A 23,864-nucleotide genomic window follows, 5' to 3' on the forward strand; every position below is an offset into this window, starting at 1 on the left:
AAGCTGCGGCGTTATCGTTGCGCACGCTCCAGCCTGGGAATGCATTTCGTGACGCTCTGCGTCACCCACTGCATGCCAACGCGGAGCATAGGCACGATAGTCAGTCCGTTCGATAGATGACCTTACTGGTCAATCTGACAGTAATACTTGTCATCACGACTGTTATATAGTCGCCCCCTCTCTACCGTTGCCGATGAGTGCCCCCATGCTAAACAAAGGATTGTTTCTGGCTTGCGCGCTTGCGCTGCTGAGCGCCTGTGATTCTTCTTCCACGGATAAACCCGCGCCCGCCGCGGCACCCACGACCCAGGCAACGGTCACCGACACAAAGCCCAAACCCGCAGTCGACCTCGCCGCGCTGAGCAAGCGCTACACAGGCCGTGAACTGACGGTCATCGATGTCTCGGAAATCCAGGTCGACGGCGCAAGCACGCTGTCGGTAAGCTTCTCGGTACCGCTCGACCCCGAGCAGAAATTCGACGAAAAACTTCACCTGGTGGACGGCAAGAGCGGCAAGGTCGACGGTGCCTGGGAGCTCTCGGACAACCTCATGGAATTGCGCCTGCGCCACCTGGAGCCGCAGCGCAAACTGGTCCTGACCGTCGATGCCGGGTTGCTGGCCGTCAACAAGGCCAAACTCGCCGCCGAATACATCAGCCGCCTGGAAACCCGCGACCTGCAGCCCTCTGTCGGTTTCGCCAGCCGTGGCAGCCTGCTGCCGACCCGTCTGGCCGAGGGCCTGCCGGTGATCGCGCTGAACGTCGACAAGGTGGATGTCGAGTTCTTCCGCATCAAACCCGATTCGATGCCGAACTTCCTCGCCCAGTGGGACGGCGCGTCGAGCCTGTCCAGCTACAGTTCCGAAGAACTGCTGCCCATGGCCGATCTGATCTACAGCGGCCGCTTCGACCTCAAGCCCGCGCGCAACACCCGCGAAACCCTGTTGCTGCCGATTGCCGGTATCAAGCCCCTGCAACAGCCAGGCGTTTATCTGGCGGTGATGCGCGCCTCGGGCACCTACAGCTACTCGCAGCCAGCCACCCTGTTGACGCTCAGTGACATCGGCCTGTCGGTGCACCGTTACAGCAACCGTCTGGACGTCTTCACGCAAGCGCTCGAGGGTGGCAAGGCGCTGAGTGATATCAGCGTCGATGTGTATGACGACAACGGCAAGGTCGTCACCCAGGGCAAGACCGACAGCGACGGCCACGCGCAACTGCCATTGCCGGCCAAGGCTGCCGTGGTACTGGCGCACAAGGACGAACAGACCAGCATGCTGCGCCTCAACAGCTCGGCGCTGGACCTGGCCGAATTCGATATCTCCGGCCCGCAGGCTCACCCCCTGCAATTCTTCATCTTCGGCCCGCGCGACCTGTATCGCCCCGGCGAAACCGTGCTGCTCAACGGCCTGCTGCGCGACAGCGACGGCAACACCGTCAAGCCGCAACCCATTACCGTCGAAGTGCGCCGTCCCGATGATCAGGTCAGCCGCAAATTCGTCTGGGAAGCCGACAGCAACGGTTTCTACCAGTATCAATTACCGCTTGCCGACGAAGCGCCCACCGGACGCTGGCAACTGGTGTTCGACCTGGGCGACGGCAAACCGCAGCTCTACGAGTTCAAGGTCGAGGACTTCCTGCCCGAGCGTCTGGCGCTGGAGCTTAAGGGCAGCGACACGCCGGTGGCGCCTGCTGACAACCCGCAATTCGATATCACTGGCCGCTACCTGTATGGCGCCCCGGCTTCGGGCAATACGCTGACCGGTCAGGTCTATGTCCGCCCGCTGCGCGAGGCGGTGCCGAAGCTGCCGGGCTATCAGTTCGGCTCGATCACCGAGGAAGACCTCAAGCATGATCTGGAGCTTGAACCCGTCACCCTCGATGCCGAAGGTCATTCAACGCTCGCCGTACAGAGCGAGTGGGCGCAGGCCAAATCGCCGCTGCAACTGATTCTGCAAGCCAGCCTGCAAGAGTCCGGCGGGCGGCCGATCACCCGTCGTCTGGTGCAGCCCATCTGGCCGGCCGAACAGCTGCCCGGCGTGCGTGCCCTGTTCGGCAGCAGCGCAGGCAATGACGACTACGACGACGAAGCCAAGGGCGAAGCGCAGACCAATGGCGACGGCCCGGCCGATTTTGAAATCGTCATGGCCGACGCGGCGGGCAACAAGCTGGCGGCTGACAACGTGAAAGTCCGGCTGATCCGCGAGCGTCGCGATTACTACTGGAACTACTCGGCCGACGACGGCTGGAGTTACCACTTCAATGAGAAATTCCTCAACCTGAACGAAGAGACCGTCAGCATCACCAAGGACGCCACCGCCAGGGTCAGCTTCCCGGTCGAATGGGGTCCTTACCGTGTCGAGGTGGAAGACCCGTCCACCGGAATGGTCAGCAGCCTGCGCTTCTGGGCCGGTTATCGCTGGCAGGACAACACTGACGGCGGCGCGGTCAGGCCGGATCAGGTCAAGCTGGCGCTGGACAAGCCGGCCTACAACGATGGCGACACCGCGAAAGTCACTGTCACCCCGCCGGCTGCGGGCAAGGGTTATCTGCTGATCGAGTCCAGTGAAGGCCCGCTGTGGTGGCAGGAAATCGACGTGCCTGCCGAAGGCAAATCGTATGACATCCCGCTGGACAAAAAATGGGCGCGCCACGACCTGTACGTCACCGCTCTGGTGATACGCCCCGGTGAACGCAAGGCCAATGTCACACCCAAGCGCGCCGTGGGTGTGCTGCACCTGCCGCTGGACCGGGCGCAGCGCAAGCTGGCGCTGACGCTCACCGCGCCGGAGAAAATGCGCCCCAGGCAACCCCTGACGCTCAAGGTCGCCGCCAGGAATGCTGACGGCAGCGTACCCAAACAGGTCCATGTGCTGGTGTCGGCGGTGGACGTCGGCATCCTCAATATCACCAGCTACGCGACGCCCGATCCGTTTGCCAGCCTGTTTGGCCGCAAGCAGTACGGCGCAGACCAGTTGGACATCTACGGTCAGTTGATTGAAGCCGGTCAGGGGCGCCTGGCAAGCATGGCGTTCGGTGGCGATGCACTGGCGAAGGGCGGCAAACGTCCGGACACCAGCGTCACCATCGTGGCGCTGCAAAGTGCGCCGGTGACGCTCAATGACGCCGGTGAAGGTGAAGTCAGCGTCGATATCCCGGACTTCAACGGCGAGCTGCGCGTCATGGCTCAAGCCTGGACCGAAGACCGCTATGGTATGGCCGAGGCGAAAACCGTGGTTGCCGCGCCGATCATCGCCGAACTGTCGACGCCGCGCTTTCTCGCCGGTGGTGACCAGACCAGCGTGGCGCTGGACGTCTCCAACCTGTCGGGCAAGGCGCAGAAGCTGGACGTGAACATCAGCGCTGAGGGCCAGTTGAGCCTTCCGGGCGGCGAGCAGAGCAAGCCCTTGCAGCTCAAGGACGGCCAGCGCGTCACCCTGAAGATTCCGGTGCTGGCGCAGGGCGGCCTGGGTCAGGGCAAGATCAAGGTACTGGTCGAAGGTCTGGAACTGCCGGGCGAAAACCTGCCGGCCTTCACCCGCGAATGGACCGTCGGCGTACGCCCTGCCTACCCGGCAATGCTCAAGCATTACCGCGCGACCCTCAATGATCAGCCCTGGAGCCTGCCGGAGGGCGCGCTGGAAGCATTCGAACCGGCCGGTCGTGAGGCGCTGCTGTCGTTGTCGAGCCGTCCGCCCTTGAACCTCGGCGAACAGATTCGCGCATTGAAAGCCTACCCTTACGGCTGCCTGGAACAGACCGCCAGCGGCCTGTACCCGTCGCTGTATGCCGATGCCGCAACCCTCAAGCGCCTGGGCCTGACCGGTGAAACGGATGCCGAACGCAAGCGCAAGGTCGAGATTGGCATCGAGCGACTGCTGGGCATGCAACGTTACAACGGCAGTTTTGGCCTGTGGGGCTCGGACAGCGACGAGGAATACTGGCTGACGGCCTATGTCACCGACTTCCTGCTGCGCGCCCGCGATCAGGGCTTTGCCGTGCCGCCGGATGCGCTGAAGAAAGCCAGCGAGCGCCTGCTGCGTTATCTGCAGGATGCCGGCCAGATTCAGGTCAATTACAGCCAGAACGCCGAACATACGCGCCTCGCTGTGCAAGCCTATGCCGGGCTGGTGCTGTCACGCAGTCAGCAGGCACCGCTCGCGGCCTTGCGCAGCCTGTTCGACCGCCGCAGTGATGCGCGCTCCGGCCTGCCGCTGGTGCAACTGGCAGTCGCGCTGGAGAAAATGGGCGACAAACCCCGCGCCGACCAGGCCCTGCTGGCGGGTCTGGCCGCCAGCCGTAAGAATGAATGGCTGGCCGACTACGGCAGCTCGCTGCGTGATCAGGCGCTGATACTGGCATTGCTGGAAGAAAACGACCTCGGCAAAGACAAGCGTGATGAGCGCCTGTTTGCCTTGGCCGATGAGGTGGCCGCCAATCGTTACCTGTCCACGCAGGAAAGCAATTCACTGTTCATGGCTGGCCGCAACCTGCTGGGCAAAGCGGAAAAGGACTGGACCGCCAGCATCGCCAGCGGCACTCAAACCCGCGAGCTGAGCAACAAACAGCCGGGCCTCAAGCTGGACGGTTCGCTGCTGGCCTCGCCGCTTTCGGTACACAACCAGAGCAGTGATGCGCTTTACCAGCAACTGACCGTCTCCGGTTACCCCGCCCAGGCGCCCACAGCGGGTGGCGAAAACCTGAGCATTCGCCGTGAGTACCTGAACCTGAGCGGCGCACCACTGAACATCGGCGCCTTGAAAACCGGGCAACTGGTGCTGGTGCACCTGGAGATCGGTGCCAAACAGCGCGTGCCGGATGCGTTGGTGGTAGACCTGCTGCCTGCGGGCCTGGAGCTGGAAAACCAGAACCTGGCGCAAAGCGCGGCGAGCCTGGAAGACGCCAGCGAGGAGGTGAAAACCATCCGTGAGTCGATGGAAAACGCCGGGATCAAGCATCAGGAATATCGCGGCGATCGTTACGTGGCAGCCTTGGACATCGACGGCAGCAGCACCGTGCACCTGCTCTACCTGGCGCGAGCCGTCACCCCGGGCACCTACCGCGTACCGCCGCCGCAGGTCGAATCCATGTACCGCCCGAACTGGCAAGCCCTGGGCGAAGCGCCAGCGCAGATGGTGGTGAAGGGGAAATGATCGATTACTGACTGGAATGCGTGACAGTTAGGGCAAGCTCGCTCGCAAATGGCCCGACACACCACAGCTCCAGTAGGAGCGACCGGGGCGGCGATCCGCATTGTTCGCGAAAGGGCCGGTACATCCGCTGAAGATGTATCGCCCGTACCAGAGCTTTCGCGAACAAGTTCGCTCCTACAAAAGTAAAAAGTGTCTCAGATGTGCGCCACAGAAACGATCGAGGCACCATACACAAGTGCCCCGACACACCGCAGATCCAGTGGGAGCGAGCTTGCTCGCGAAGGCGTCGCCCCGGTCACCCACCATGGCGGCGGGTTAGCCCTCAACGCATCAATGAATGATCCAGCTCAGCAGCCAGAGGCCCAGCGCCAGCCAGATGATGCCAAGGATGATCGAAGCGCGCATGAAGGCGCGAACCGCCGAGTACAGCAGCATCAGGCCGATGACCAGTGCGATGATGCTGATCAGCGAGGTGTCCATGCCCAGCGTGCGAGACAAGCCATCGACAAAATTTCCCCCGGCATGGGTAAACCCGTTGAACAACCACGCCAGACCGTCGACAAAGAAGCGAATGATCGCGCCGATGGCCTGCCCGAGCCATTCAAAAAAGCCTTCTACCTGCATATGTACGTCCTGATTGGGGTCGTGAAGAAAATGGTCTGTCCGCTTTGGCTGTCGCAATGCGTGTCAGGTTCCGTGGATCATAAAGGCTCTTTGCGTTGAAACCTGAATTTCTTCTGCGCCTGCCGCGAACGTTCAAGTGGCTGGCGGGCGCGATCATGCTGCTGATCGCCCTCCTCTGGCTGGCTGACCGACTCTGGCCGCTGCCACTGCCCAGGGACGATCTGGCTCGCGTTGTGCTGGCCGAGGACGGTACACCACTGTGGCGCTTCGCCGATGCCAATGGCGTATGGCGCTATCCGGTCAGCAACGCGCAGGTCTCGCCCTACTACCTCGAAGCCCTGCTGACCTACGAAGACCGCTGGTTCTACAGCCATCCCGGGGTCAACCCGCTGGCGCTGTTGCGCGCCACCTGGCAAAACCTCAGCGGTGCCCGTGTAGTCTCAGGCGGCAGCACACTGTCGATGCAAGTGGCGCGGTTGCTCGATCCGCATTCACGTACGTTATCCGGCAAGTTTCGCCAGCTGTGGCGCACGCTGCAGCTGGAGTGGCACCTGTCCAAGGATCAGATCCTCAGTCTGTACCTCAATCGCGCCCCGTTCGGCGGCACACTGCAAGGGGCCGCAGCCGCCAGTTGGGCCTACCTGGGCAAGTCGCCGCAAAACCTGACCCGCGCCGAGGCGGCATTGCTGGCGGTGCTACCACAGGCGCCTAGCCGCCTGCGTCCTGATCGTCACCCGCAGCGCGCGCAACAGGCCCGCGACAAGGTGCTGAGACGTCTGGCCGAGTTTCAGGTGTGGCCGCAAGCAAGCGTGAACGAAGCACTGGAAGAGCCTTTATGGCTGGCGCCGCGACAGGAGCCGAGCCTGGCGCCGCTGCTGGCCCGACGCCTGAATCGACCCAACAGCCCGCCACTGATCCGCACCACGCTGGACGCCTCACTGCAACGACGCATGGAGGACCTGCTGATGGGCTGGCGCGCACGCCTTCCGGAGCGAACGTCGGCAGCGATTCTGGTGGTCGAGGCTGAGAACATGGCCGTACGCGCGTACGTCGGCTCGGTGGACATCAACGACGCCAAGCGTTTCGGCCATGTGGACATGGTCACCGCCTTGCGTTCGCCGGGCTCGACGCTCAAGCCGTTCCTGTACGGCATGGCCATGGACGCCGGGCTGATCCACTCCGAATCGCTGATGCAGGATGTGCCGCGGCGCTATGGCGACTATCGACCGGGCAACTTTTCGAGCGGCTTCGGCGGACCGGTGGCAGCCAGTTCGGCGCTGTCGATGTCCCTCAACCTGCCTGCCGTGCAATTGCTGGAGGTCTACGGGCCGAAGCGCTTCGCCGCCGAACTGCGCAATGGCGGCGTGCCCCTGACCCTGCCGCCGCTGGCCGAGCCCAGCTTGGCACTGATTCTTGGCGGCGCAGGCAGTCGGTTGGAGGATCTGCTGACAGGCTACAGCGCCTTCGCGCGCGGCGGGCGCAGTGCCGATGTTCGACTGCAACCGCAGGACCGACTGCGTGAACGGCGGATGATGTCACCGGGCGCTGCGTGGATCATTCGCCGCATTCTCAGTGGTCAGTCGCGCCCGGACATCGACCCGCGCGCCGAGCTGGTACAGCGCCCGCAACTGGCCTGGAAAACCGGCACCAGCTATGGCTTCCGCGATGCCTGGGCGATTGGCGTCGGACCGCGCTTTCTGGTCGGTGTGTGGATCGGTCGGCCGGATGGCACACCGGTGCCGGGGCAGTTCGGGCTGGCTTCGGCAGCGCCGCTGATGCTTCAGGTGCACGATGTGCTGGTCAATCGCGACAGTCAGCGCGGGATCGCCGCACCGCTGCAACCCGTGCCGCAGAACGTCGGTGTGGCCGCCATCTGCTGGCCACTGGGTCAACCGATGAGCAAAAGCGCCCCCAATTGCCGGCGCCAACGCTTCGCCTGGACGCTGGACGGCACCACGCCGCCCACCCTGCAAGCGGCCGACCAACCGCTCGGGCTGGGTTTGCAGGAGCGTGTCTGGGTCAATGCCAAGGGGCTGCGCGTCGCGGCCAATTGCCCGGACGCCCGAGCGCAGGACATCGCGCTGTGGCCTGCGCCTCTGGAGCCCTGGCTGCCCAGAGCAGAGCGACGCGATGCTCGCCTGCCGCCCGCGGACCCGGATTGCCCGCCACAGAACCTCAACCTCGCGCCCCCGCTGAGCATTGTCGGTGTGCGCGAAGGCGACAACCTGCGCCTGCCTGCTACCAGCCGTCAGGCTTTACGCCTCACGCTTTCGGCACTCGGAGGCAGTGGCCATCGCTGGTGGTTTATCGATGGCAAACCTCTGGCAGACACCGACACCCGGCAAGACTTCACCCCCACCCTGAGCAAACCGGGGCGTTATCAGTTAAGCGTGCTGGACGAAAGCGGTCAGACGGCGCGGGTTGAATTCAGCGTGGTGGAGTGAGCGCAGACGGGTATGACGCAGAGCGTCAAGAAAGGCATTCCCACGCTGAAGCGTGAGGAAAGATAGGCCTTTGACTTCGTGCCCATACTCCAGCGTGAGCATGCTGCAGGGCGCGAGTCTGTCGTCACTGAACCTGAAAGATCTTCGGCTCGGGAAACAGGTTGTTGAGGGTTTCCAGCAAACGCACGTGATAGATCGGCTTGCGAAACAGGTCGAGCACGTGCAGGCGCAGCAGGTCGCTGACGTCATCCATGTCGGCATGGCCGGAAGTGACGATAACGGGCAAATGCTGGCGTGAGGTGTGATCGCGCAGGTGACGGATCAGCTGGATGCCGCTTTCCTCCGGCATCCGCAGGTCAGTGATCACCAGCGCGATATCCGGATGGAGGGTCAACTGGTGCAAGGCCATCTTGACGGAAGACGCCGTGAAACAGCAGAACCCCTCACCTTCGAGCAGTTCTGCCAATTCCTCGTTTGCGTCCTCTTCGTCATCAACCAGAAGCAGTTGTTGGCGGATGGGGTGGACAGCCATGTGGTTATCTCAACAGGAATGAACTCAAAGCATATTAATCAACTAACTTACCTTAGTACCACCCAATCCAGTGACAATATCATTGAATTTTCCTTTGATAGCGTCCCCCAAGGGGGTCACGAACGCAAACAGTACCAGCGCCACCATGGCTACAATCACTGCGTACTCGATCGCCGATGCCGCCTCCTTGTCCTTGAAAAAAGACTGAATACGCGTGTAGATGCTGACGTACAACTGGGTAAGGAACATCTCATTTCTCCTTGCGCCTTCAGTGGCGCCAATAAACCTTCTTGCGCATATATCTCCTCGCAATATCAGCATTGCCCTCAATCAAAAAACCCACAATCTCAACAAAGCATTAACCGGAAAGTGATAGGTCTGCCCAGACCTTTGCGCAAACTGCAGAAACGGCTATGCCATTCATCCGAAAGCATTTTTATACCAAAGCAGAATGGCGCTTTGATTGCCATGAGCTACCTTCACATAACGGACATTTGACCTTGTCCTCTATTACCTGCTGGTGAAATTGCCGCACCGCGTGTGTTGAAGTTGTCCTGCGATGACAAAGGGAAAAGTTGCCATGAGCAGTCGCATTACCCTGGTGCTTGCTGTCCTGTTTTTGTTGGGGGCGTTGATTGCCGCGTATCTGGGGATCGCCGTCAGCAAACCAGCCGAGGCACCTGCAGCTGTCATTCCGCCCAGCGAACCTGTCACCACCGAAACAGCGATCCAGACGCCTCCGACGCCTCCCGTCGAGGACGCTTTGCGTCACAACGTCGTGGTGTTGGCCCGGGATATCCCTGCCTACACCGCAATCACGGCCGATGACCTGACCATCGAGCGCCTCAAGGTCGCCCCACCCGGGAGCTTTGAAGCCATCGACAAGATCGTCGGGCGCAGCAGTTGGCGCACGCTGACCGCCGGAAGCTGGCTTGCGGAGAGCAACTTCGAAGCAGGCGGCACCCTGGCGCGGATGATTCGTCCTCACGAACGGGCCCTGGCGTTGCAGGTCGATGAAGTGACGGGCGCCTCTGGACAACTCAGCCCCGGCGACTACGTGGATGTACTGCTTTACCTGCCTGAGGACGTGAGCAATCCGAATCGGTCGAGCCAGGTTGTGGTGCCTGCCCTGCGCATTCTCGGCGTTGGCGCGCTGCTCGGTCCGGACCGCAACGGCAAGCCGGTGCAGGACATCAACGCTGACGAACGCCTCAAACAGGAGCAGCAGCGGATCAACGCGCGAACCGTCACGGTCGCGGTGCCGCAAGCCCTGGTGGCGCGCCTGATGCTGGCGTCGCAAACCGGTGTGCTGCGTCTGGCCGTGCGCAGCGCCGACGAGGGCAACCTGCAGGATTACTGGGCCAACGAAGCCGGCGGCCCTGACGCTGCCGAGCGACTCGATTCAGCCAACCGCCAACTGGTCAGCTTCAGACAACTGAGCCTGGGCCCGGCCAGCGCGCCAACATCAGGCGCAACCCCGCGTACGTCTCGCGCTGTCGAGGTCATACGCGGTAACCAGATCACGCAACAAACTCCCTGATTGAGCAAGGATTGCATTTGATGAGCTGTTGTTCCGTGCCAGTTATAAAACCCCGTTTGCTGGCGTTAGTCATCGCAACATTGTGCGCGCCAGGCGCGTGGGCCGCTTCGGGCAGTTGTGCCGGCCTTGCCGCGATGCCGGCTGCCGTGGAAATTGACCAGGGCATTCAACAGGAGGTGCGCTCTGCGGTGCCCATCACCCGCATCGCCGTGGGTGATCCGAAAATCGCCGATGTACATGTCAACGGCAGCGACGGTTTTCTGTTGACCGGCGTCGCACAGGGGACGACCAGCCTGATGGTCTGGACCGCCTGCGCAAGCGCGCCACGCCAGAGCATGGTCTTCGTGCGTGGCCGGGCGACGACCGCCATGGTCGAGAGTGTCACCGCGCCGTCTGCCGATGCGCAGTTACCCAGCCAGGTGCAGACCGACATCCGTTTTATCGAAGTCAGCCGCACCAAACTCAAGGAGGCCAGCACCTCGATCTTCGGCAAAGGCTCGAGCAACTTTCTGTTCGGCGCGCCCGGCACGGTACCGGGCGTCAACGTCACACCTGGCGCTGTGGGCGGCATAACGCCGAGCATTCCGCTGAACAACAGCAATTTCAATATCGTCTGGGGCGGTGGCAGCAGCAAGGTGCTGGGCATGATCAACGCCATGGAAAACAGCGGCTACGCCTACACCCTGGCACGCCCCAGCCTGGTCGCCCTCAACGGGCAAAGCGCGAGCTTTCTGGCCGGCGGCGAATTCCCGGTGCCGGTGCCCAATGGTGAAGGCAACGGTATCTCCATCGAGTACAAGGAGTTTGGCGTGCGCCTGACCCTGACCCCGACTGTCGTGGGCCGGGATCGGATTCTGCTGAAGGTCGCGCCGGAAGTCAGCGAGCTGGATTTCTCGGCCGGCATCACCATCGCCGGGACCACCGTGCCAGCACTCAACATCCGCCGTACCGATACCAGCATTGCGCTTGCCGACGGCGAGAGCTTCGTGGTCAGCGGGCTGATCAGTTCCAGCAACAGCGGTTCGGTGGACAAGTTTCCCGGTCTTGGCGACATCCCGATTCTCGGTGCATTTTTTCGCAGCTCGCAAATCCAGCGCGACGAGCGCGAACTGCTGATGATCGTCACCCCGCATCTGGTCCAGCCACTGGCCGCCAACGCCCGGCTGCCGTCGCTGCCAGGTGAGGCACTGCGCACCTACGACCCGAGCTTCCCGCGTCTGTATTTTCTGGAAAACGGCGATTTCGACCGCCGCGACGGATTATCCAAATGAGCCAGAGCCTGAGCCAGACCTTTCTGGCAATCACCCGTAACAACACCGACCTGGAGTGGCTGCAAAGTGCTCTGGGTTCGCTGGGCCAGGTGGTCAGTGCCGGTACCGGCAGCCTCGACGACCTGCTCGCGCTGGTGGACGTGACGTTCGCCAGCGTGGTGTTCGTCGGGCTCGACCGTGAGCATTTGATGACCCAGAGCGCCCTGATCGAAAGTGCGCTGGAAGCAAAGCCGATGCTGGCCATCGTTGCGCTCGGCGATGGCATGGATAACCAGCTGGTGCTCAATGCCATGCGCGCCGGAGCCAGGGACTTCGTTGCCTATGGCTCTCGCTCCAGTGAGGTCGCCGGTCTGGTCAGACGCCTGAGCAAGCGCCTGCCCGCCGTGACGCCCAACCCGAACATGAGCGGCCTGTCGGTGCTGTACGGCGTACAAAGCGATGACGACGGGGCCTTGATCGCGACGCACCTGGCGATGGTCGTGCACAAGACCGGGCAGCGCACGCTGCTGCTGGACCTCGGCCTGCCACGCGGCGACAGCCTGTTGATGCTCGGTCTTGAATCGACTTTCAGCTTCGGTGACGCCCTGCGCCACTTGCGCAGGCTCGATGCAACGCTGATCGACAGTGCTTTCACCACCAGCGAAAGCGGCCTGCGCATTCTGGCTTACAGCGAAGCCGACGATCATCTGGAACAGTCCAGTGCCGCCGAGCTTTATATGCTGCTCAGCGCGCTGCGCCAGCATTTTCAGCATGTGGTGGTGAACCTTGTAGGTCAGCCGGACAGCGAGGCCTTGCGCTCTCTGGTCAGCCATTGCGATCAGTTGTTGTGGTACACCGACCAGAGCGTACTGGGCTGTCGACGCAGCCTGACGGTGCTCAACAACTGGCGCGAAAAAGGCATGAAAATGCAGCACGCCGGCCTGCTGGTCGATCGTTATCAGCGCTCGGTCGCGCCCAATTCCGAAACCGTGAGCAAAACCTTCGGCCTGCCGGTGCTGGCGGTACTGCCGCTTGCGCCGGAGCTGCGCCTCAACGCCAAGAATCAAGGCGTGACACTGTTCGAACTGGCGTCACGCGACGCGCTGTGCTCCGGGCTGCGGCGGCTTGGCGAGCATCTGGCACGGCATACCGAGGCTCGCGAGAAAGCCGATCAGGGCTGGCTCGCTCGACTGTGGGGGAACCGGTAATGGCGGAGAAACTGTTTGGCGTCTCATCGCGTACGCAAGGCAAGCCTGACGACGGGCAAGGCCTGAAACTGGTGCTGCACCGTTACATCATCGACGGCATGGAAGAAAGCGGCAAAAGCCTGCTCGAAGGCTCACGACCGGCCCTGGCGCAGTTCGTCATCGACAAGGTGGCCGAATACGTCGCACGGCTGCGGCTGGCCATCTCGCGTTACGAAATGGAGCGCCTCGCTGAAGAACTGGTCGACGAACTGACCGGCTTCGGCCCGCTGGAAGTGCTGCTGCGCGACACCTCGGTGACGGAAATTCTGGTCAACGGGCCAGGCAAGGTCTTTGTCGAGCGCGATGGCGTGCTGCACCACACCGACCTGCGCTTTATCGATTCGCACCACGTCGAGCGCGTGATGCAACGCATCCTGGCACCCCTTGGGCGGCGTCTGGACGAGTCTTCACCGATGGTCGACGCACGTCTGCCCGATGGCAGCCGGGTCAACGCCATCATTCCGCCCATTGCGCTGGACGGCCCTTGCCTGTCGATCCGGAAATTCCGCAAGGACATGCTCAAGAGCGCCGACCTGGTGGCCATGCAGACCATCGATCAGTCGATTTTCGAGTTCTTCCAGGAGGCCGTCGGCAAACGCTGCAACATTCTGGTCAGCGGCGGCACCGGCACGGGCAAGACCACCATGCTCAACGTGCTGAGCCAGTTGATCGACAGCCATCAGCGTCTGGTGACCATCGAGGACGTCGCCGAGCTGCAGCTCAGCCACCCGCATGTGGTGCGCCTGGAAACCCGCCCGCCCAACGCCGAAGGGCATGGCGAGGTGCGCGCCAGCGACCTGATCCGCAACTCGCTGCGGATGCGCCCGGACCGCATCATCCTCGGCGAGATTCGCGGCGTCGAAGTGCTGGACGTATTGACGGCGATGAACACCGGCCACGATGGCTCGATGAGTACCGTGCACGCCAACAATGCACAGGATGCCCTGCTGCGTCTGGAAACGCTGGTGGGCCTGACCGGGCGGCTGATCCCGGAAAAGACCCTGCGCCAGATGGTCTGCGCGGCACTGGATGTGATTATCCAGCTGACGCGTCTGCCTGACGGGCGCCGCTGTGTCAGTGAAGTGGTGGAAGTGGTCGGCATCCGCGATGACATCTATGTCACCAATACCCTGTTTCGCGTTGATCGCCGCACCGGGGTCGGCTTCATGCGCGAAGCGGCCCACGCCGCTGGCGACAAGCTGCGGCCTGGCTACTGACATGCTCAAGGAGTCGGCATGAGTGCGTCTCTGGTACTGGGCCTGATCTCCTTGCTGCTGTTTATTGCGTCCATTCGCATGTTCTACCTGGCGCTCAATCAGGGAGCCAGTGAACGGGTCCGGCAGCGGCTGATGGCCGGACAAGTGCAGCCCGTGGCTGAAAAGACCGGTTGGAGCTACCTGGATCGGGCCTTTTTGCGCGCCGGGCTGGGACAGCCGACCAAACGCATGGGCCTGACCTTGTCGCTGTATGCGCTGCTGATACTGATCGGCTACGCAACGGCCGGCGTCGTCGGTGCGCTCAGCGTGCTGCTGGCGGTACCTCTGACACTGCGAGTGTTCGTGTCGTGGCGCTATGAGGTGCGCGTGCGCCGCATGATCCAGCAACTGCCGCAATTGCTCGACCATACCGTGCGCAGCCTCAAGTCCGGCAGAACCCTGGCCGACGCAGTGCTGCACGGCATCGACGCCACCGACCAGCCGCTCAAGGACGGCATGAGCCGGATCGAGCGTAACGTACAACTGGGGGTCAGCCTGCCGGATGCGGCAAGGGACTTTGCCGAACTGTATGAGCGCGATGAGTTTCACCTGTTCGCCATCGGCTTGCGGGTCAATCACCGCTACGGCGGCAATGCCAGCGAGCTGATGGAAAACCTGATCAAGCTGATTCGTGATCGGGAACAGGCCGGTCGCCAATTGCGCGCCATGACCGGCGAAACCCGAATGACTGCCGTGGTGCTGGCGCTGCTGCCGATCAGCATGGCTGGTTACTTTCTGGCGGTGAATCCCAGCTATCTGCTGCATATGTGGGATGACGAAAGCGGCAAGATCATGCTGAGCGCGGCCTTCGCCCTGCAGGTCACGGGGTGCGTGGTGTTGTGGCGCATGTTGAGGAGCATTTGAGATGGAACTGTTATTCGCCGCCATGATGCTTGCCGCTGCCGCATTTTTGCTGTTGTCAGGCATAGCCCGTCAACGTAGCAATGAACGCCTGGTGGCCAGACGCTTGAGGGGCCAGGTGATCCGCGAGAGCCGCATCGGCAGCCTGTTGCGGTTGCTCGGTGACACCCGCATAGGTCAACGCAGCATCAGCCTGGATTCGGAAACCCAGATACTGCTCAACCGCATCGGCTGGCGGCGCGCCAGCAAACGCTCGTTGTTCGCAGCCTGCCAGGTCGGCGTTCCGGTCGGCCTGATGGTCGTGGCCATCCTCGGCCAGATGCTGTTTTTCAAAGGCGTCCAGCAACCGCTCATCGCGCCTATCTTTGCCCTGGGCGCCGGCTATCTGCTGCCCAAGCGGATTCTGGCGAGCGCGGCTCGGCGCCGTCAGAAACAAGTGGTGGTGGAAATCTCTACCTTTATCCCGTTGCTGCGCATCCTGTTCGAGTCCGGCATGGCGGTCGAGCAGGCGCTTCGGGTGCTCAGCAACGAAGGTAAAGACCTGTTGCCGGTACTGTCCGAGGAAATCCGCGTGGTGCTGATGCGCGTCGATTCCGGTCTGGAACTGGGTGAAGAACTGAGAAAAACCGCCGCTGTGCTGGACGTCGACGAGCTGAGCGACACCTGTGTGATCCTCAATCAACTGATTCATCAGGGCGGTGGCGCATTGAAGTCCCTGCTCACGCTCAAGCAACTGATCGACGACCGACGCCTGACCCGCCTGCAGGAATACATTTCCAAACTCTCGGCAAAAATGTCGGTGGTCATGATGGTGTTTCTGTTCCCCGCCCTGCTGATTGTGCTGGCCGGGCCCGGATTTATGGCAATAAGCCGCGCACTGGGCAGTTGACCCGGTATTACCTGTGCACGAAAGGACGCATTGCAATGAAACCAGTGATCGTACTACTCGGGCTGCTGTTGCTGGGCGGATGCGCCAGTGATGGTCGCCCCCTCTGGACGCAGACCACGGCTCAGGCGGGCCAGTGCCCCAAGCTGACCTCGGATCAGGAGTTCTCCCTGAATCTGGCTCAGAACATGGCCGATGAAGGCCGGCTGCATGCCAGCCTTGCCAACCTGGAAGGCTTGCCCGACAGCCTGGGCGAAGTCCGCTTGCGCAAGGCCCGGGTGTTGCGGCTATTAGGCAGCAACGAGGCAGAGCCTCTGTACCGCAGCCTGCTGGGCACCTGCCGGGCAGCCGAGGGTGAGCATGGCCTCGGGCAACTGGCTGCGGCGCGCGGTGACAACGCGCTGGCACAACAACACCTGCTGATGGCCAGCAAACTGCAACCGACCGATGAAAAGATCCGTAATGACCTGGGCGTCGTCTACCTCAATCAGCTGAAACTGGAACAGGCACGCTTTCAGTTCCTGACGGCCATGGAGCTCAAACAATCGGACTCGCTGGCAGCGGTGAACCTGGCCACGCTGCTGATCTATCAGAACAACTGGACGCAGGCCGCCGAACTGGCGTCGCGGGCCGGGCTGACGCCTGAACAGGTGACCGATGCCCAGGCGCGCGCCGAGCAATTGAGAAAGCCCCTTGCCGCTCCGCGAGCATCTGCACGGCCCATTGCGAGCCTGACAGGGGAAAATGATCGTCAGCCCCAGGAGGTACGACCATGAAGCGCATGATACTCACCGGGTGTGTACTGCTGTTGAGCGCAGGAGATGCCTGGGCGGACAACCATGAAACTTCGCCTTCTGAAACCCGGCAGACCGAGACCTGGCTGCAGCTTCAGGCCAGCGGCAAGGCGGCTTCGCCGACGCCGCAGGTCAATACCGCTGCAGAACGCGACCTCAGTCTGCAACGCTGGCTGGACACCTATAAGTACAAGATCCCGGATTTTTACGATCAGGAGGCTGGCGGCAGCTTTTCCTCGGGCAAGAAATAATTCCGAACCGATAGTGGGCCTGCTGACACCCACTCTTACAACCTGCGCTCGGCAGGCCGCCGGGCACTCCGTTATCATGCGCGGACTTTCGATCTTCGAGACTGCCATGCGCCTTTTGTTATGCCTGCTGCTATTGATCCTGGCCCTGCCCGCCTCCGGCGCCGGTCTGCTGGACAGCCGTCCCTCATCCACCCTGGGCGGTGGCTCGCTGGATAACAGCAAGGACTTCCTGCCTGTGCGTCAGGCCTTTCAGTTGAGCCTGATCGAGACGACGCCGGAGTCGATCAAACTGAGGCTGGTCGCTACCGACGGCTACTACCTGTATCGCCACCGCTTCCAGTTCCGCACCGAGCCTGCCGACATCGGCCTTGGCCAAGCGCAACTGCCCAAGGGCGAGCAGAAACACGACGAGTACTTTGGCGATGTCGAGGTCTATCACGGCATTCTCGATATCGACCTGCCACGCAAACCCGGCGAACAGCGCCCCTTTACCCTCGCCGTCACGTACCAGGGCTGCGCCGACAAGGGCTTGTGCTATCCACCTGAAACCGAGCGCTTGAGCATTGGTGATGTGGCCGCCAGCCCGGCCGAGCAAGCCTCTGCCACCCTACCCGCCGCCACAGCAGCCTGGAGCTGGAAAGAACTGGCGCTGTTTTTTCTCGCCGGCGTAGGCCTGACCTTTACCCCGTGCGTACTGCCGATGCTGCCGATTCTGTCCGGCGTGGTACTGCGCGGTCAGGTAGGCGGATTGCGCGGGCTGAGCCTGTCTCTCGCTTACGTACTGCCGATGGCGGCGTGCTTTGCCCTGCTGGGCGCGCTGATGGGCGTGTTCGGTGCAGGCCTTAACCTGCAGGCGCGCTTGCAATCGGCCTGGGTACTGGTGCCGTTCTCGGCATTCTTCGTGATCTTCGCCATTGCCATGTTCGGCGCTTTCGAACTGCGCCTGCCGCAGTCCATCAGCTCTCGCCTGGACCGTATCGCCGGCAAGACCCAGGGCGGTTCCTTGTGGGGGGCAGCGGTGCTGGGCGTGGTCTCCAGCCTGTTGGTGTCACCTTGCGTATCGGCGCCTCTGGCCGGTGCGCTGTTGTACATCAGCGCCAGCGGCGATGCGCTCGGCGGCGCTCTGAAACTGTTTGCGCTGGGGCTGGGCATGGGCGCGCCGCTGTTGCTGATCGCAACCGGTGGTGCCACATGGCTGCCGAAAAGCGGCCCTTGGCTGGTGACGGTCAAAAATGCCATCGGTGTGCTGCTGCTGGGACTGGCAATCGGCCTGCTGAGCCGCGTGCTGCCAGGGCAGGTCACGCTATTGCTGGTGGGTCTGCTGTCGGCCGGTGTCGCGCTGTTTCTCGGTGCGCTGGAATTCAACATCAAAACCACACGGCAAAAACTCGCCCAGTTGCTGGGGCTGGCGCTGCTGGTCTATGCGCTGGCGTGCTGGTACGGCGCGCTGTCCGGGCAGACCGACCCCATGCGCCCGCTGGGTCGCGAATACGTCACGGCAAATAACGGGGCAGCAGCTCCGGTCGCGTCACAGTGGCAGACGATCACCACCTCCGCCGAACTGGACCGTGTGATGCAGGAAGCCCAGCGCGAGGGCAAACCGCTGGTGCTGGACTGGTATGCCGACTGGTGCATCAGTTGCAAGGTCATCGAACACGAAGTCCTGCCTGACCCGGGTGTGGTCGCCCGCTTGTCGGGTTACAAACAGGTGCGTTTCGACATGACCGACAGCAACGCAGAGCAACGCGCTCTGCTCGACCGGTACAAGCTGTTTGGCCCGCCAGCGCTGCTTTTCTTCGATAAAAACGGCGAAGAACGGCAAACTGTGCGGGTTATCGGCGAAATCGACGCAGCAGGCCTGATTGAGCGTCTGAACAGCGCCAATGACCAAAACTGACACCTGAGTCACAAACTTTGCGCGAATATCGCTCATTGTGCTGGCTACTGTTGTTAACTGGACAGTCCATTGCCCTTCCGGCATAGTCGCCGGGCGTAAACCGCTCGCAGACAATAAAAGGAACACGCAATGGCGACCATCCTGGTCCTTCACGGACCCAACCTGAACCTGCTGGGCACTCGGGAACCCGGGGTCTACGGCACTATCACCCTGCCTCAGATCAATCAGGACCTGGAGCAGCGCGCTCGCGATGCCGGTCACCATCTGATGTATCTGCAAAGCAACGCCGAGTACGAACTGATCGACCGCATTCACGCTGCCCGCGGCGAGGGTGTGGATTTTATTTTGATCAATCCGGCCGCTTTTACGCACACCAGCGTTGCAATACGTGACGCGCTGATGGGAGTGAGCATCCCATTCATCGAAGTGCATTTATCAAACGTGCACAAACGCGAACCTTTCCGCCATCACTCCTACTTTTCAGATGTCGCTGTAGGAGTGATCTGTGGCCTGGGTGCCAGTGGATACCGACTGGCCCTGGAAGCCGCCCTGGAACAACTGGCCGCCAGTGCCAAGCCATGACGAGTCCAGCCTGAAGCTGACCATATGGCTTGAGCCGGCCGACACATTGCCCTTACAGAACCTTGGGAGTTGATTAATGGATATTCGCAAAGTCAAGAAACTGATCGAATTGCTGGAAGAGTCCGGCATCGACGAGCTGGAAATCCGTGAAGGCGAAGAATCCGTACGGATCAGCCGTCACAGCAAGACGCCGGCACAGCCTTACTACGCACCGGCTCCGGTTGCTGCGCCTGCAGCGGCTCCGGCTCCTGCAGCAGCACCGGTTGCGGCCGCTCCAGAAGCGCCATCGGCTCCGAAACTGAACGGCTTTGTGGTCCAGTCGCCAATGGTCGGTACGTTCTACCGTACCCCGGCGCCTACTTCGCCTGCATTCGTCGAAGTCGGCCAGACCGTCAAGCAAGGCGACACCATCTGCATCGTCGAAGCGATGAAAATGATGAACCACATCACGGCAGAAACCAGCGGTGTGATCGAATCCATCCTGGTAGAAAACGGTCAGCCGGTTGAGTTTGACCAGCCGCTGTTCACAATCGTTTGACCCGGGGAGAGCCTGCGATGTTGGAAAAAGTTCTGATCGCCAACCGCGGCGAAATTGCCTTGCGCATCTTGCGTGCCTGTAAAGAACTGGGCATCAAGACCGTCGCTGTACACTCCACCGCAGATCGCGAGCTGATGCACCTGGGCCTGGCAGACGAAACCGTCTGCATCGGTCCGGCACCGGCCAATCTGTCCTACCTGAACATTCCGGCGATCATTTCGGCTGCCGAAGTGACCGGCGCCACCGCGATCCATCCGGGTTACGGGTTTCTCGCCGAGAACGCCGACTTCGCCGAACAGGTCGAAAAATCCGGCTTTGCCTTCATCGGCCCAAAAGCAGACACCATTCGCTTGATGGGTGACAAGGTTTCCGCCAAGGACGCCATGAAGCTGGCCAACGTGCCGACCGTTCCCGGTTCCGACGGCCCGCTGCCGGAAGACGAAGCCACCGCTCTGCGCATTGGTCGTGAAGTCGGTTACCCGGTGATCATCAAGGCCGCCGGTGGCGGTGGTGGTCGCGGCATGCGTGTGGTTCATCGCGAAGAAGACCTGATCGAAGCCGCTTCCCAGACCCGCGCCGAAGCAGCCGCCTGGTTCAGCAACCCGATGGTCTACCTGGAAAAATACCTGACCAACCCACGTCACGTGGAAGTTCAGGTGATTTCCGACGGTCAGGGCCAGGCCATCCACCTGGGCGATCGTGACTGCTCGCTGCAGCGCCGCCATCAGAAGGTTCTGGAAGAAGCGCCGGCACCGTTCATCGATGAAAAGGCGCGCGAGGATGTTCTGGCTGCCTGCGTCAAGGCGTGTATCGATATCGGCTATCGCGGTGCGGGTACGTTCGAGTTCCTGTACGAGAACGGTCGTTTCTACTTCATCGAAATGAACACCCGTGTTCAGGTGGAGCACCCGGTTTCGGAAATGGTCACCGGCATCGACATCGTCAAGGAGATGCTCAGCATCGCCGCCGGCAACAAACTGTCGTATACCCAGGATGACGTGGTCATCAAGGGCCATGCGCTGGAATGCCGGATCAACGCCGAAGACCCGAAGACCTTCGTGCCAAGCCCGGGTCTGGTCAAGCACTTCCATGCACCGGGCGGCAACGGCGTACGGGTCGATTCGCACCTGTACAGCGGCTACAAGGTACCGTCCAACTATGACTCGCTGATCGGCAAAGTGATCACCTGGGGCGCGACCCGCGAAGAAGCCATGGCACGCATGCGCAATGCCCTGGACGAAATCGTGGTCGACGGGATCAAGACCAACATCCCGCTGCACCGCGACCTGACCCGCGATGAAGGCTTCTGCGAAGGCGGAGTCAACATCCACTACCTGGAGCACAAACTGGCCAATCAATAAGCCAGTCTGCTTCACGACGACAAAGCCGCAGTGATGCGGCTTTGTTGTTTGCAGCGCATAGCAGTAAACTTGCCCGCTTCCTGCGGCCGCACTGGCCTTACTAGCCACACTTATTTCCAAATCGAAGGTAATCCGCCATGCCTTGGCTGCAAGTCCGTCTCGCCATCAGCCCGGAACAAGCCGAAACCTACGAAGACGCTCTTCTTGAAGTCGGCGCCGTGTCCGTGACATTCATGGACGCCGAAGACCAGCCGATTTTCGAGCCCGAACTCAATACCACGCCGCTGTGGGCACACACCCACCTGCTGGCGCTGTTCGAAGCCGACACCAATGCCGAGATGGCCCTGGCGCACCTGAGCCTGCTGACCGGCGAAGAATTGCCCGAGCACAGCGCTGAAGTCATCGAAGATCAGGACTGGGAACGCAGCTGGATGGATAACTTCCAGCCGATGTGTTTTGGCAAGCGCCTGTGGATCGTGCCGAGCTGGCATGCCGCACCGCAACCGGACGCCGTGAACCTGCTGCTCGATCCGGGTCTGGCGTTCGGCACCGGGACCCACCCGACCACCGCGCTGTGCCTCGAGTGGCTGGATGGCCAGGACCTCGACGGCTGCAACGTGCTGGATTTCGGCTGCGGCTCGGGCATTCTGGCCATCGCCGCACTGCTGCTGGGTGCCGAACAGGCTGTCGGCACCGATATCGACGTACAGGCACTGGAAGCGTCTCGTGACAATGCCGGACGCAACGATATCGCGGCCGAACGCTTCCCGCTGTACCTGCCCGAGGATCTGCCACACCAGCAGGCCGACGTGCTGGTCGCCAACATTCTGGCTGGCCCGCTGGTCTCATTGGCGCCGCAACTGGCAACCCTGATCAGGACCGGCGGACGCCTGGCGCTGTCAGGCATCCTTGCCGAACAGGGTGAGGAAGTCGCGGCAGCCTACGCTGACAGTTTTGAGCTGGACCCGATCGCAAACCGAGATGGCTGGGTACGCATCACGGGTCGCCGCCGTTAACCGCCGCTTCAACCGGACAGCCGCATGACCGACAGTTTCGTCACCCAGTGCCCGCACTGCCAGACCAGTTTCAGAGTCAGTCACGCTCAACTGAGCGTGGCCCGTGGCGTGGTGCGTTGCGGAGCCTGCCTGCAGGTGTTCAACGCAGCACGGCAGTTGCTCGAGCAACGCGCCAGCGATGACGCCGAGAAAGAGGCCCTGCCCGCCTCGCCGGTGGTCGCAGCCCTGCCCGAACCGGAGTTTCTGCCGACGCCAGTTCCCGAGCCCGAGCTGAAGCCTCAGCCGGAGCCGGAAAAGTTGCCCGAAGAGGACGACCCCTGGCAGGTCAGCGAACTGGATCTGGACAATCTCAATCTGGACGAAGAACTGGCTCGCCTCGAACAACGCGAGACCCGCAGGCCTGACACCTTTGCCCGCCCCGTCAGCGATATCGGCAACGACGATGTGAGCCTGACTGCGAAGCGTGACAGTCGTCAGAGCGACGAAGCGGCATGGGTCGATACACTGCATAACGATGATGTCGAGCAACTGCCCGAGCTGCATGCCGAGGTTATCGCGGATACCGACCCTGCAGAAGCTGCGGAGCCGCCGGAGGACGACAAACGCACCGAGCCGTCGCTTTCACTGGACAACGATCTGGACGATGACGAGCCGCCGATGCCGGTCATCATTCAGCGCAAAGCCCCGCCTGCCGAGAAGGTCGAGCGCTGGTCAGCGGTGGATGACGATGATGAAGACCACGACCATGAGCCGGAGCCTGAAACCCGGGGCAAGCGCAGCCGCAACGAACCGGCAGTGCGCGACCAGACACTTCTTGATCTGACCGACGATCCTTTACAGCTGGACTGGCAACGGCCCAAACCACGCTGGGGCAGACGCCTGGCCTGGGGCCTGTTGATCGTACTGGCGCTGACGGGCCTGGCAGGACAGTACGTCTGGTACCACTTCGATCAGTTGGCACGCCAGGATCAATATCGCCCGTTGTTTCAGCAGATTTGCCCGCAGGTTGGCTGCAAGGTGCCGAGCAAGGTCGACATTTCCCAGCTCAAGAGCAGCAACCTGGTCGTGCGCAGCCACCCGGAGTTTCAGGGGGCGCTGGTGGTCGATGCGATCATCTACAACCGCGCCTCGTTTTCCCAGCCGTTTCCGCTGCTGGAGCTGCGCTTTTCCGATACCGGCGGTCAGTTGATTGCCAGTCGTCGGTTCAAGCCCAGCGAATACCTGAGCGGCGAAATGGCCGGCAAGGAAGAGATGCCACCCCAGACGCCGATCCATATTGCGCTGGATATCCTTGATCCTGGCGCCAAGGCCGTGAACTACAGCCTGAACTTCCGCTCGCCGGAATGACACACCCGACGCCCAGGCGTCGGTCAAGACTGCATCTTTACACGCTGTTTTCAGCAAATAACACTGCACGATCGCAGAAATTTCGCTACAAAACACCCTCTGACCAGCCTTGTCGAGCACGGGTACGAGCTGTTCAGATTTTATCCAATTCAGCCTTTATCCAGTCATCGAGAGCGGGTATCATGCCAACCCTTTTTCAAACTCTCGGTTCGTTCTGACGGTGGCGCATGCGGCTGGCGGGATGAGCCGTTGCAGACCGGGTGAAACGGTTTTTACACGGCCTGCG

19 protein-coding genes are annotated in these 23,864 nt (G+C 61.8%); 16 read left to right on the forward strand and 3 right to left on the reverse strand.

The genetic code is table 11. The features are described 5' to 3' along the window. Nucleotides 1–205 precede the first annotated feature (205 nt). Nucleotides 206–5,152, forward strand: coding sequence for an alpha-2-macroglobulin family protein (locus tag KUIN1_RS23015; RefSeq protein ID WP_152092313.1), 4,947 nt, complete (start codon nucleotides 206–208; stop codon nucleotides 5,150–5,152). A 330-nt stretch (nucleotides 5,153–5,482) separates the two neighbouring features. Here KUIN1_RS23015 and KUIN1_RS23025 read toward each other — a convergent pair whose 3' ends face one another. Further along, nucleotides 5,483–5,776 carry a hypothetical protein gene (locus tag KUIN1_RS23025; RefSeq protein ID WP_003307908.1) on the reverse strand — a complete coding sequence of 98 codons (294 nt, stop codon included), beginning with the start codon at nucleotides 5,774–5,776 and terminating at the stop codon, nucleotides 5,483–5,485. Nucleotides 5,777–5,871: 95 nt separating this feature from the next. Between KUIN1_RS23025 and pbpC the strand changes: the two genes are divergently transcribed. Next, entirely contained in the window at nucleotides 5,872–8,220 is a 2,349-nt protein-coding gene (pbpC, locus tag KUIN1_RS23030; protein ID WP_103713574.1) for a peptidoglycan glycosyltransferase PbpC, read from the forward strand. A gap of 124 nt (nucleotides 8,221–8,344) precedes the next feature. Here the strand turns inward: pbpC and KUIN1_RS23040 are convergent, their stop codons facing one another. Both KUIN1_RS23040 and KUIN1_RS23045 read right to left on the reverse strand, forming a co-directional pair. Beyond that, complete coding sequence (locus KUIN1_RS23040; RefSeq protein ID WP_010427292.1) at nucleotides 8,345–8,752, reverse strand: response regulator; 408 nt, start codon at nucleotides 8,750–8,752, stop codon at nucleotides 8,345–8,347. Between the two features lie 42 nt (nucleotides 8,753–8,794). Next, the gene (locus tag KUIN1_RS23045; RefSeq protein ID WP_057456739.1) at nucleotides 8,795–9,001 is read right to left on the reverse strand and encodes a Flp family type IVb pilin; all 207 of its coding nucleotides are present in this window, start codon (nucleotides 8,999–9,001) and stop codon (nucleotides 8,795–8,797) included. Between the two features lie 331 nt (nucleotides 9,002–9,332). Here KUIN1_RS23045 and cpaB point away from each other — a divergent pair, with 331 nt between their 5' ends. From cpaB to KUIN1_RS23115, 14 genes are all read left to right on the forward strand, one after another. Further along, on the forward strand, nucleotides 9,333–10,292 hold the full coding sequence (gene cpaB / locus KUIN1_RS23050) for a Flp pilus assembly protein CpaB (RefSeq protein WP_024642373.1): 960 nt from the start codon (nucleotides 9,333–9,335) through the stop codon (nucleotides 10,290–10,292). A 20-nt stretch (nucleotides 10,293–10,312) separates the two neighbouring features. After that, nucleotides 10,313–11,563, forward strand: a complete 1,251-nt coding sequence (locus KUIN1_RS23055) for a type II and III secretion system protein family protein (RefSeq protein ID WP_032654254.1) — start codon at nucleotides 10,313–10,315, stop codon at nucleotides 11,561–11,563. Next, on the forward strand, nucleotides 11,560–12,750 hold the full coding sequence (locus tag KUIN1_RS23060) for an AAA family ATPase (protein ID WP_024639763.1): 1,191 nt from the start codon (nucleotides 11,560–11,562) through the stop codon (nucleotides 12,748–12,750). Before KUIN1_RS23055 ends, KUIN1_RS23060 begins: the two co-directional genes overlap by 4 nt. Further along, on the forward strand, nucleotides 12,750–14,006 hold the full coding sequence (locus KUIN1_RS23065) for a CpaF family protein (protein WP_003399726.1): 1,257 nt from the start codon (nucleotides 12,750–12,752) through the stop codon (nucleotides 14,004–14,006). Before KUIN1_RS23060 ends, KUIN1_RS23065 begins: the two co-directional genes overlap by 1 nt. Nucleotides 14,007–14,024: 18 nt before the next feature. Continuing rightward, entirely contained in the window at nucleotides 14,025–14,909 is an 885-nt protein-coding gene (locus tag KUIN1_RS23070) for a type II secretion system F family protein (protein ID WP_024642375.1), read from the forward strand. Nucleotide 14,910: 1 nt separating this feature from the next. Then, entirely contained in the window at nucleotides 14,911–15,795 is an 885-nt protein-coding gene (locus KUIN1_RS23075) for a type II secretion system F family protein (RefSeq protein ID WP_057456743.1), read from the forward strand. A 35-nt stretch (nucleotides 15,796–15,830) separates the two neighbouring features. Further along, nucleotides 15,831–16,568 carry a hypothetical protein gene (locus tag KUIN1_RS23080; protein WP_103359821.1) on the forward strand — a complete coding sequence of 246 codons (738 nt, stop codon included), beginning with the start codon at nucleotides 15,831–15,833 and terminating at the stop codon, nucleotides 16,566–16,568. Next, nucleotides 16,565–16,837 (forward strand): DUF3613 domain-containing protein, encoded by a 273-nt coding sequence (locus KUIN1_RS23085; RefSeq protein ID WP_003399719.1) that lies wholly within the window; start codon nucleotides 16,565–16,567, stop codon nucleotides 16,835–16,837. The genes KUIN1_RS23080 and KUIN1_RS23085 overlap by 4 nt, the downstream gene beginning before the upstream one ends. 106 nt (nucleotides 16,838–16,943) lie before the next feature. Further along, nucleotides 16,944–18,734: a protein-disulfide reductase DsbD gene (locus tag KUIN1_RS23090; RefSeq protein ID WP_258041219.1), complete on the forward strand. Its 1,791-nt coding sequence runs from the start codon at nucleotides 16,944–16,946 to the stop codon at nucleotides 18,732–18,734. A gap of 129 nt (nucleotides 18,735–18,863) precedes the next feature. Continuing rightward, entirely contained in the window at nucleotides 18,864–19,316 is a 453-nt protein-coding gene (aroQ, locus tag KUIN1_RS23095; protein WP_002555369.1) for a type II 3-dehydroquinate dehydratase, read from the forward strand. 76 nt (nucleotides 19,317–19,392) lie between these two features. Continuing rightward, complete coding sequence (accB, locus tag KUIN1_RS23100) at nucleotides 19,393–19,854, forward strand: acetyl-CoA carboxylase biotin carboxyl carrier protein (protein WP_011269006.1); 462 nt, start codon at nucleotides 19,393–19,395, stop codon at nucleotides 19,852–19,854. A 17-nt stretch (nucleotides 19,855–19,871) separates the two neighbouring features. Beyond that, nucleotides 19,872–21,215: an acetyl-CoA carboxylase biotin carboxylase subunit gene (accC, locus tag KUIN1_RS23105; protein WP_003399697.1), complete on the forward strand. Its 1,344-nt coding sequence runs from the start codon at nucleotides 19,872–19,874 to the stop codon at nucleotides 21,213–21,215. 137 nt (nucleotides 21,216–21,352) lie between these two features. Further along, complete coding sequence (gene prmA, locus KUIN1_RS23110; RefSeq protein ID WP_003399696.1) at nucleotides 21,353–22,231, forward strand: 50S ribosomal protein L11 methyltransferase; 879 nt, start codon at nucleotides 21,353–21,355, stop codon at nucleotides 22,229–22,231. Nucleotides 22,232–22,255: 24 nt separating this feature from the next. Beyond that, nucleotides 22,256–23,578, forward strand: coding sequence for a DUF3426 domain-containing protein (locus tag KUIN1_RS23115; protein WP_011269007.1), 1,323 nt, complete (start codon nucleotides 22,256–22,258; stop codon nucleotides 23,576–23,578). Nucleotides 23,579–23,864: the final 286 nt, after the last annotated feature.

Source organism: Pseudomonas sp. KUIN-1, from assembly GCF_009176725.1.
GTDB lineage: Bacteria > Pseudomonadota > Gammaproteobacteria > Pseudomonadales > Pseudomonadaceae > Aquipseudomonas > Aquipseudomonas fragariae.

Bases quoted from the DNA above. Each gene is read 5' to 3' on its own strand.
- aroQ (WP_002555369.1), top strand. From the start codon at position 18,864: ATGGCGACCATCCTGGTCCTTCACGGACCCAACCTGAACCTGCTGGGC.
- accB (WP_011269006.1), top strand. From the start codon at position 19,393: ATGGATATTCGCAAAGTCAAGAAACTGATCGAATTGCTGGAAGAGTCC.
- KUIN1_RS23060 (WP_024639763.1), top strand. From the start codon at position 11,560: ATGAGCCAGAGCCTGAGCCAGACCTTTCTGGCAATCACCCGTAACAAC.
- prmA (WP_003399696.1), top strand. From the start codon at position 21,353: ATGCCTTGGCTGCAAGTCCGTCTCGCCATCAGCCCGGAACAAGCCGAA.
- KUIN1_RS23040 (WP_010427292.1), bottom strand. From the start codon at position 8,752: ATGGCTGTCCACCCCATCCGCCAACAACTGCTTCTGGTTGATGACGAA.
- KUIN1_RS23025 (WP_003307908.1), bottom strand. From the start codon at position 5,776: ATGCAGGTAGAAGGCTTTTTTGAATGGCTCGGGCAGGCCATCGGCGCG.
- KUIN1_RS23075 (WP_057456743.1), top strand. From the start codon at position 14,911: ATGGAACTGTTATTCGCCGCCATGATGCTTGCCGCTGCCGCATTTTTG.
- accC (WP_003399697.1), top strand. From the start codon at position 19,872: ATGTTGGAAAAAGTTCTGATCGCCAACCGCGGCGAAATTGCCTTGCGC.
- KUIN1_RS23055 (WP_032654254.1), top strand. From the start codon at position 10,313: ATGAGCTGTTGTTCCGTGCCAGTTATAAAACCCCGTTTGCTGGCGTTA.
- KUIN1_RS23045 (WP_057456739.1), bottom strand. From the start codon at position 9,001: ATGTTCCTTACCCAGTTGTACGTCAGCATCTACACGCGTATTCAGTCT.
- KUIN1_RS23015 (WP_152092313.1), top strand. From the start codon at position 206: ATGCTAAACAAAGGATTGTTTCTGGCTTGCGCGCTTGCGCTGCTGAGC.
- cpaB (WP_024642373.1), top strand. From the start codon at position 9,333: ATGAGCAGTCGCATTACCCTGGTGCTTGCTGTCCTGTTTTTGTTGGGG.
- KUIN1_RS23090 (WP_258041219.1), top strand. From the start codon at position 16,944: ATGCGCCTTTTGTTATGCCTGCTGCTATTGATCCTGGCCCTGCCCGCC.
- KUIN1_RS23070 (WP_024642375.1), top strand. From the start codon at position 14,025: ATGAGTGCGTCTCTGGTACTGGGCCTGATCTCCTTGCTGCTGTTTATT.
- KUIN1_RS23080 (WP_103359821.1), top strand. From the start codon at position 15,831: ATGAAACCAGTGATCGTACTACTCGGGCTGCTGTTGCTGGGCGGATGC.
- KUIN1_RS23115 (WP_011269007.1), top strand. From the start codon at position 22,256: ATGACCGACAGTTTCGTCACCCAGTGCCCGCACTGCCAGACCAGTTTC.
- KUIN1_RS23065 (WP_003399726.1), top strand. From the start codon at position 12,750: ATGGCGGAGAAACTGTTTGGCGTCTCATCGCGTACGCAAGGCAAGCCT.
- KUIN1_RS23085 (WP_003399719.1), top strand. From the start codon at position 16,565: ATGAAGCGCATGATACTCACCGGGTGTGTACTGCTGTTGAGCGCAGGA.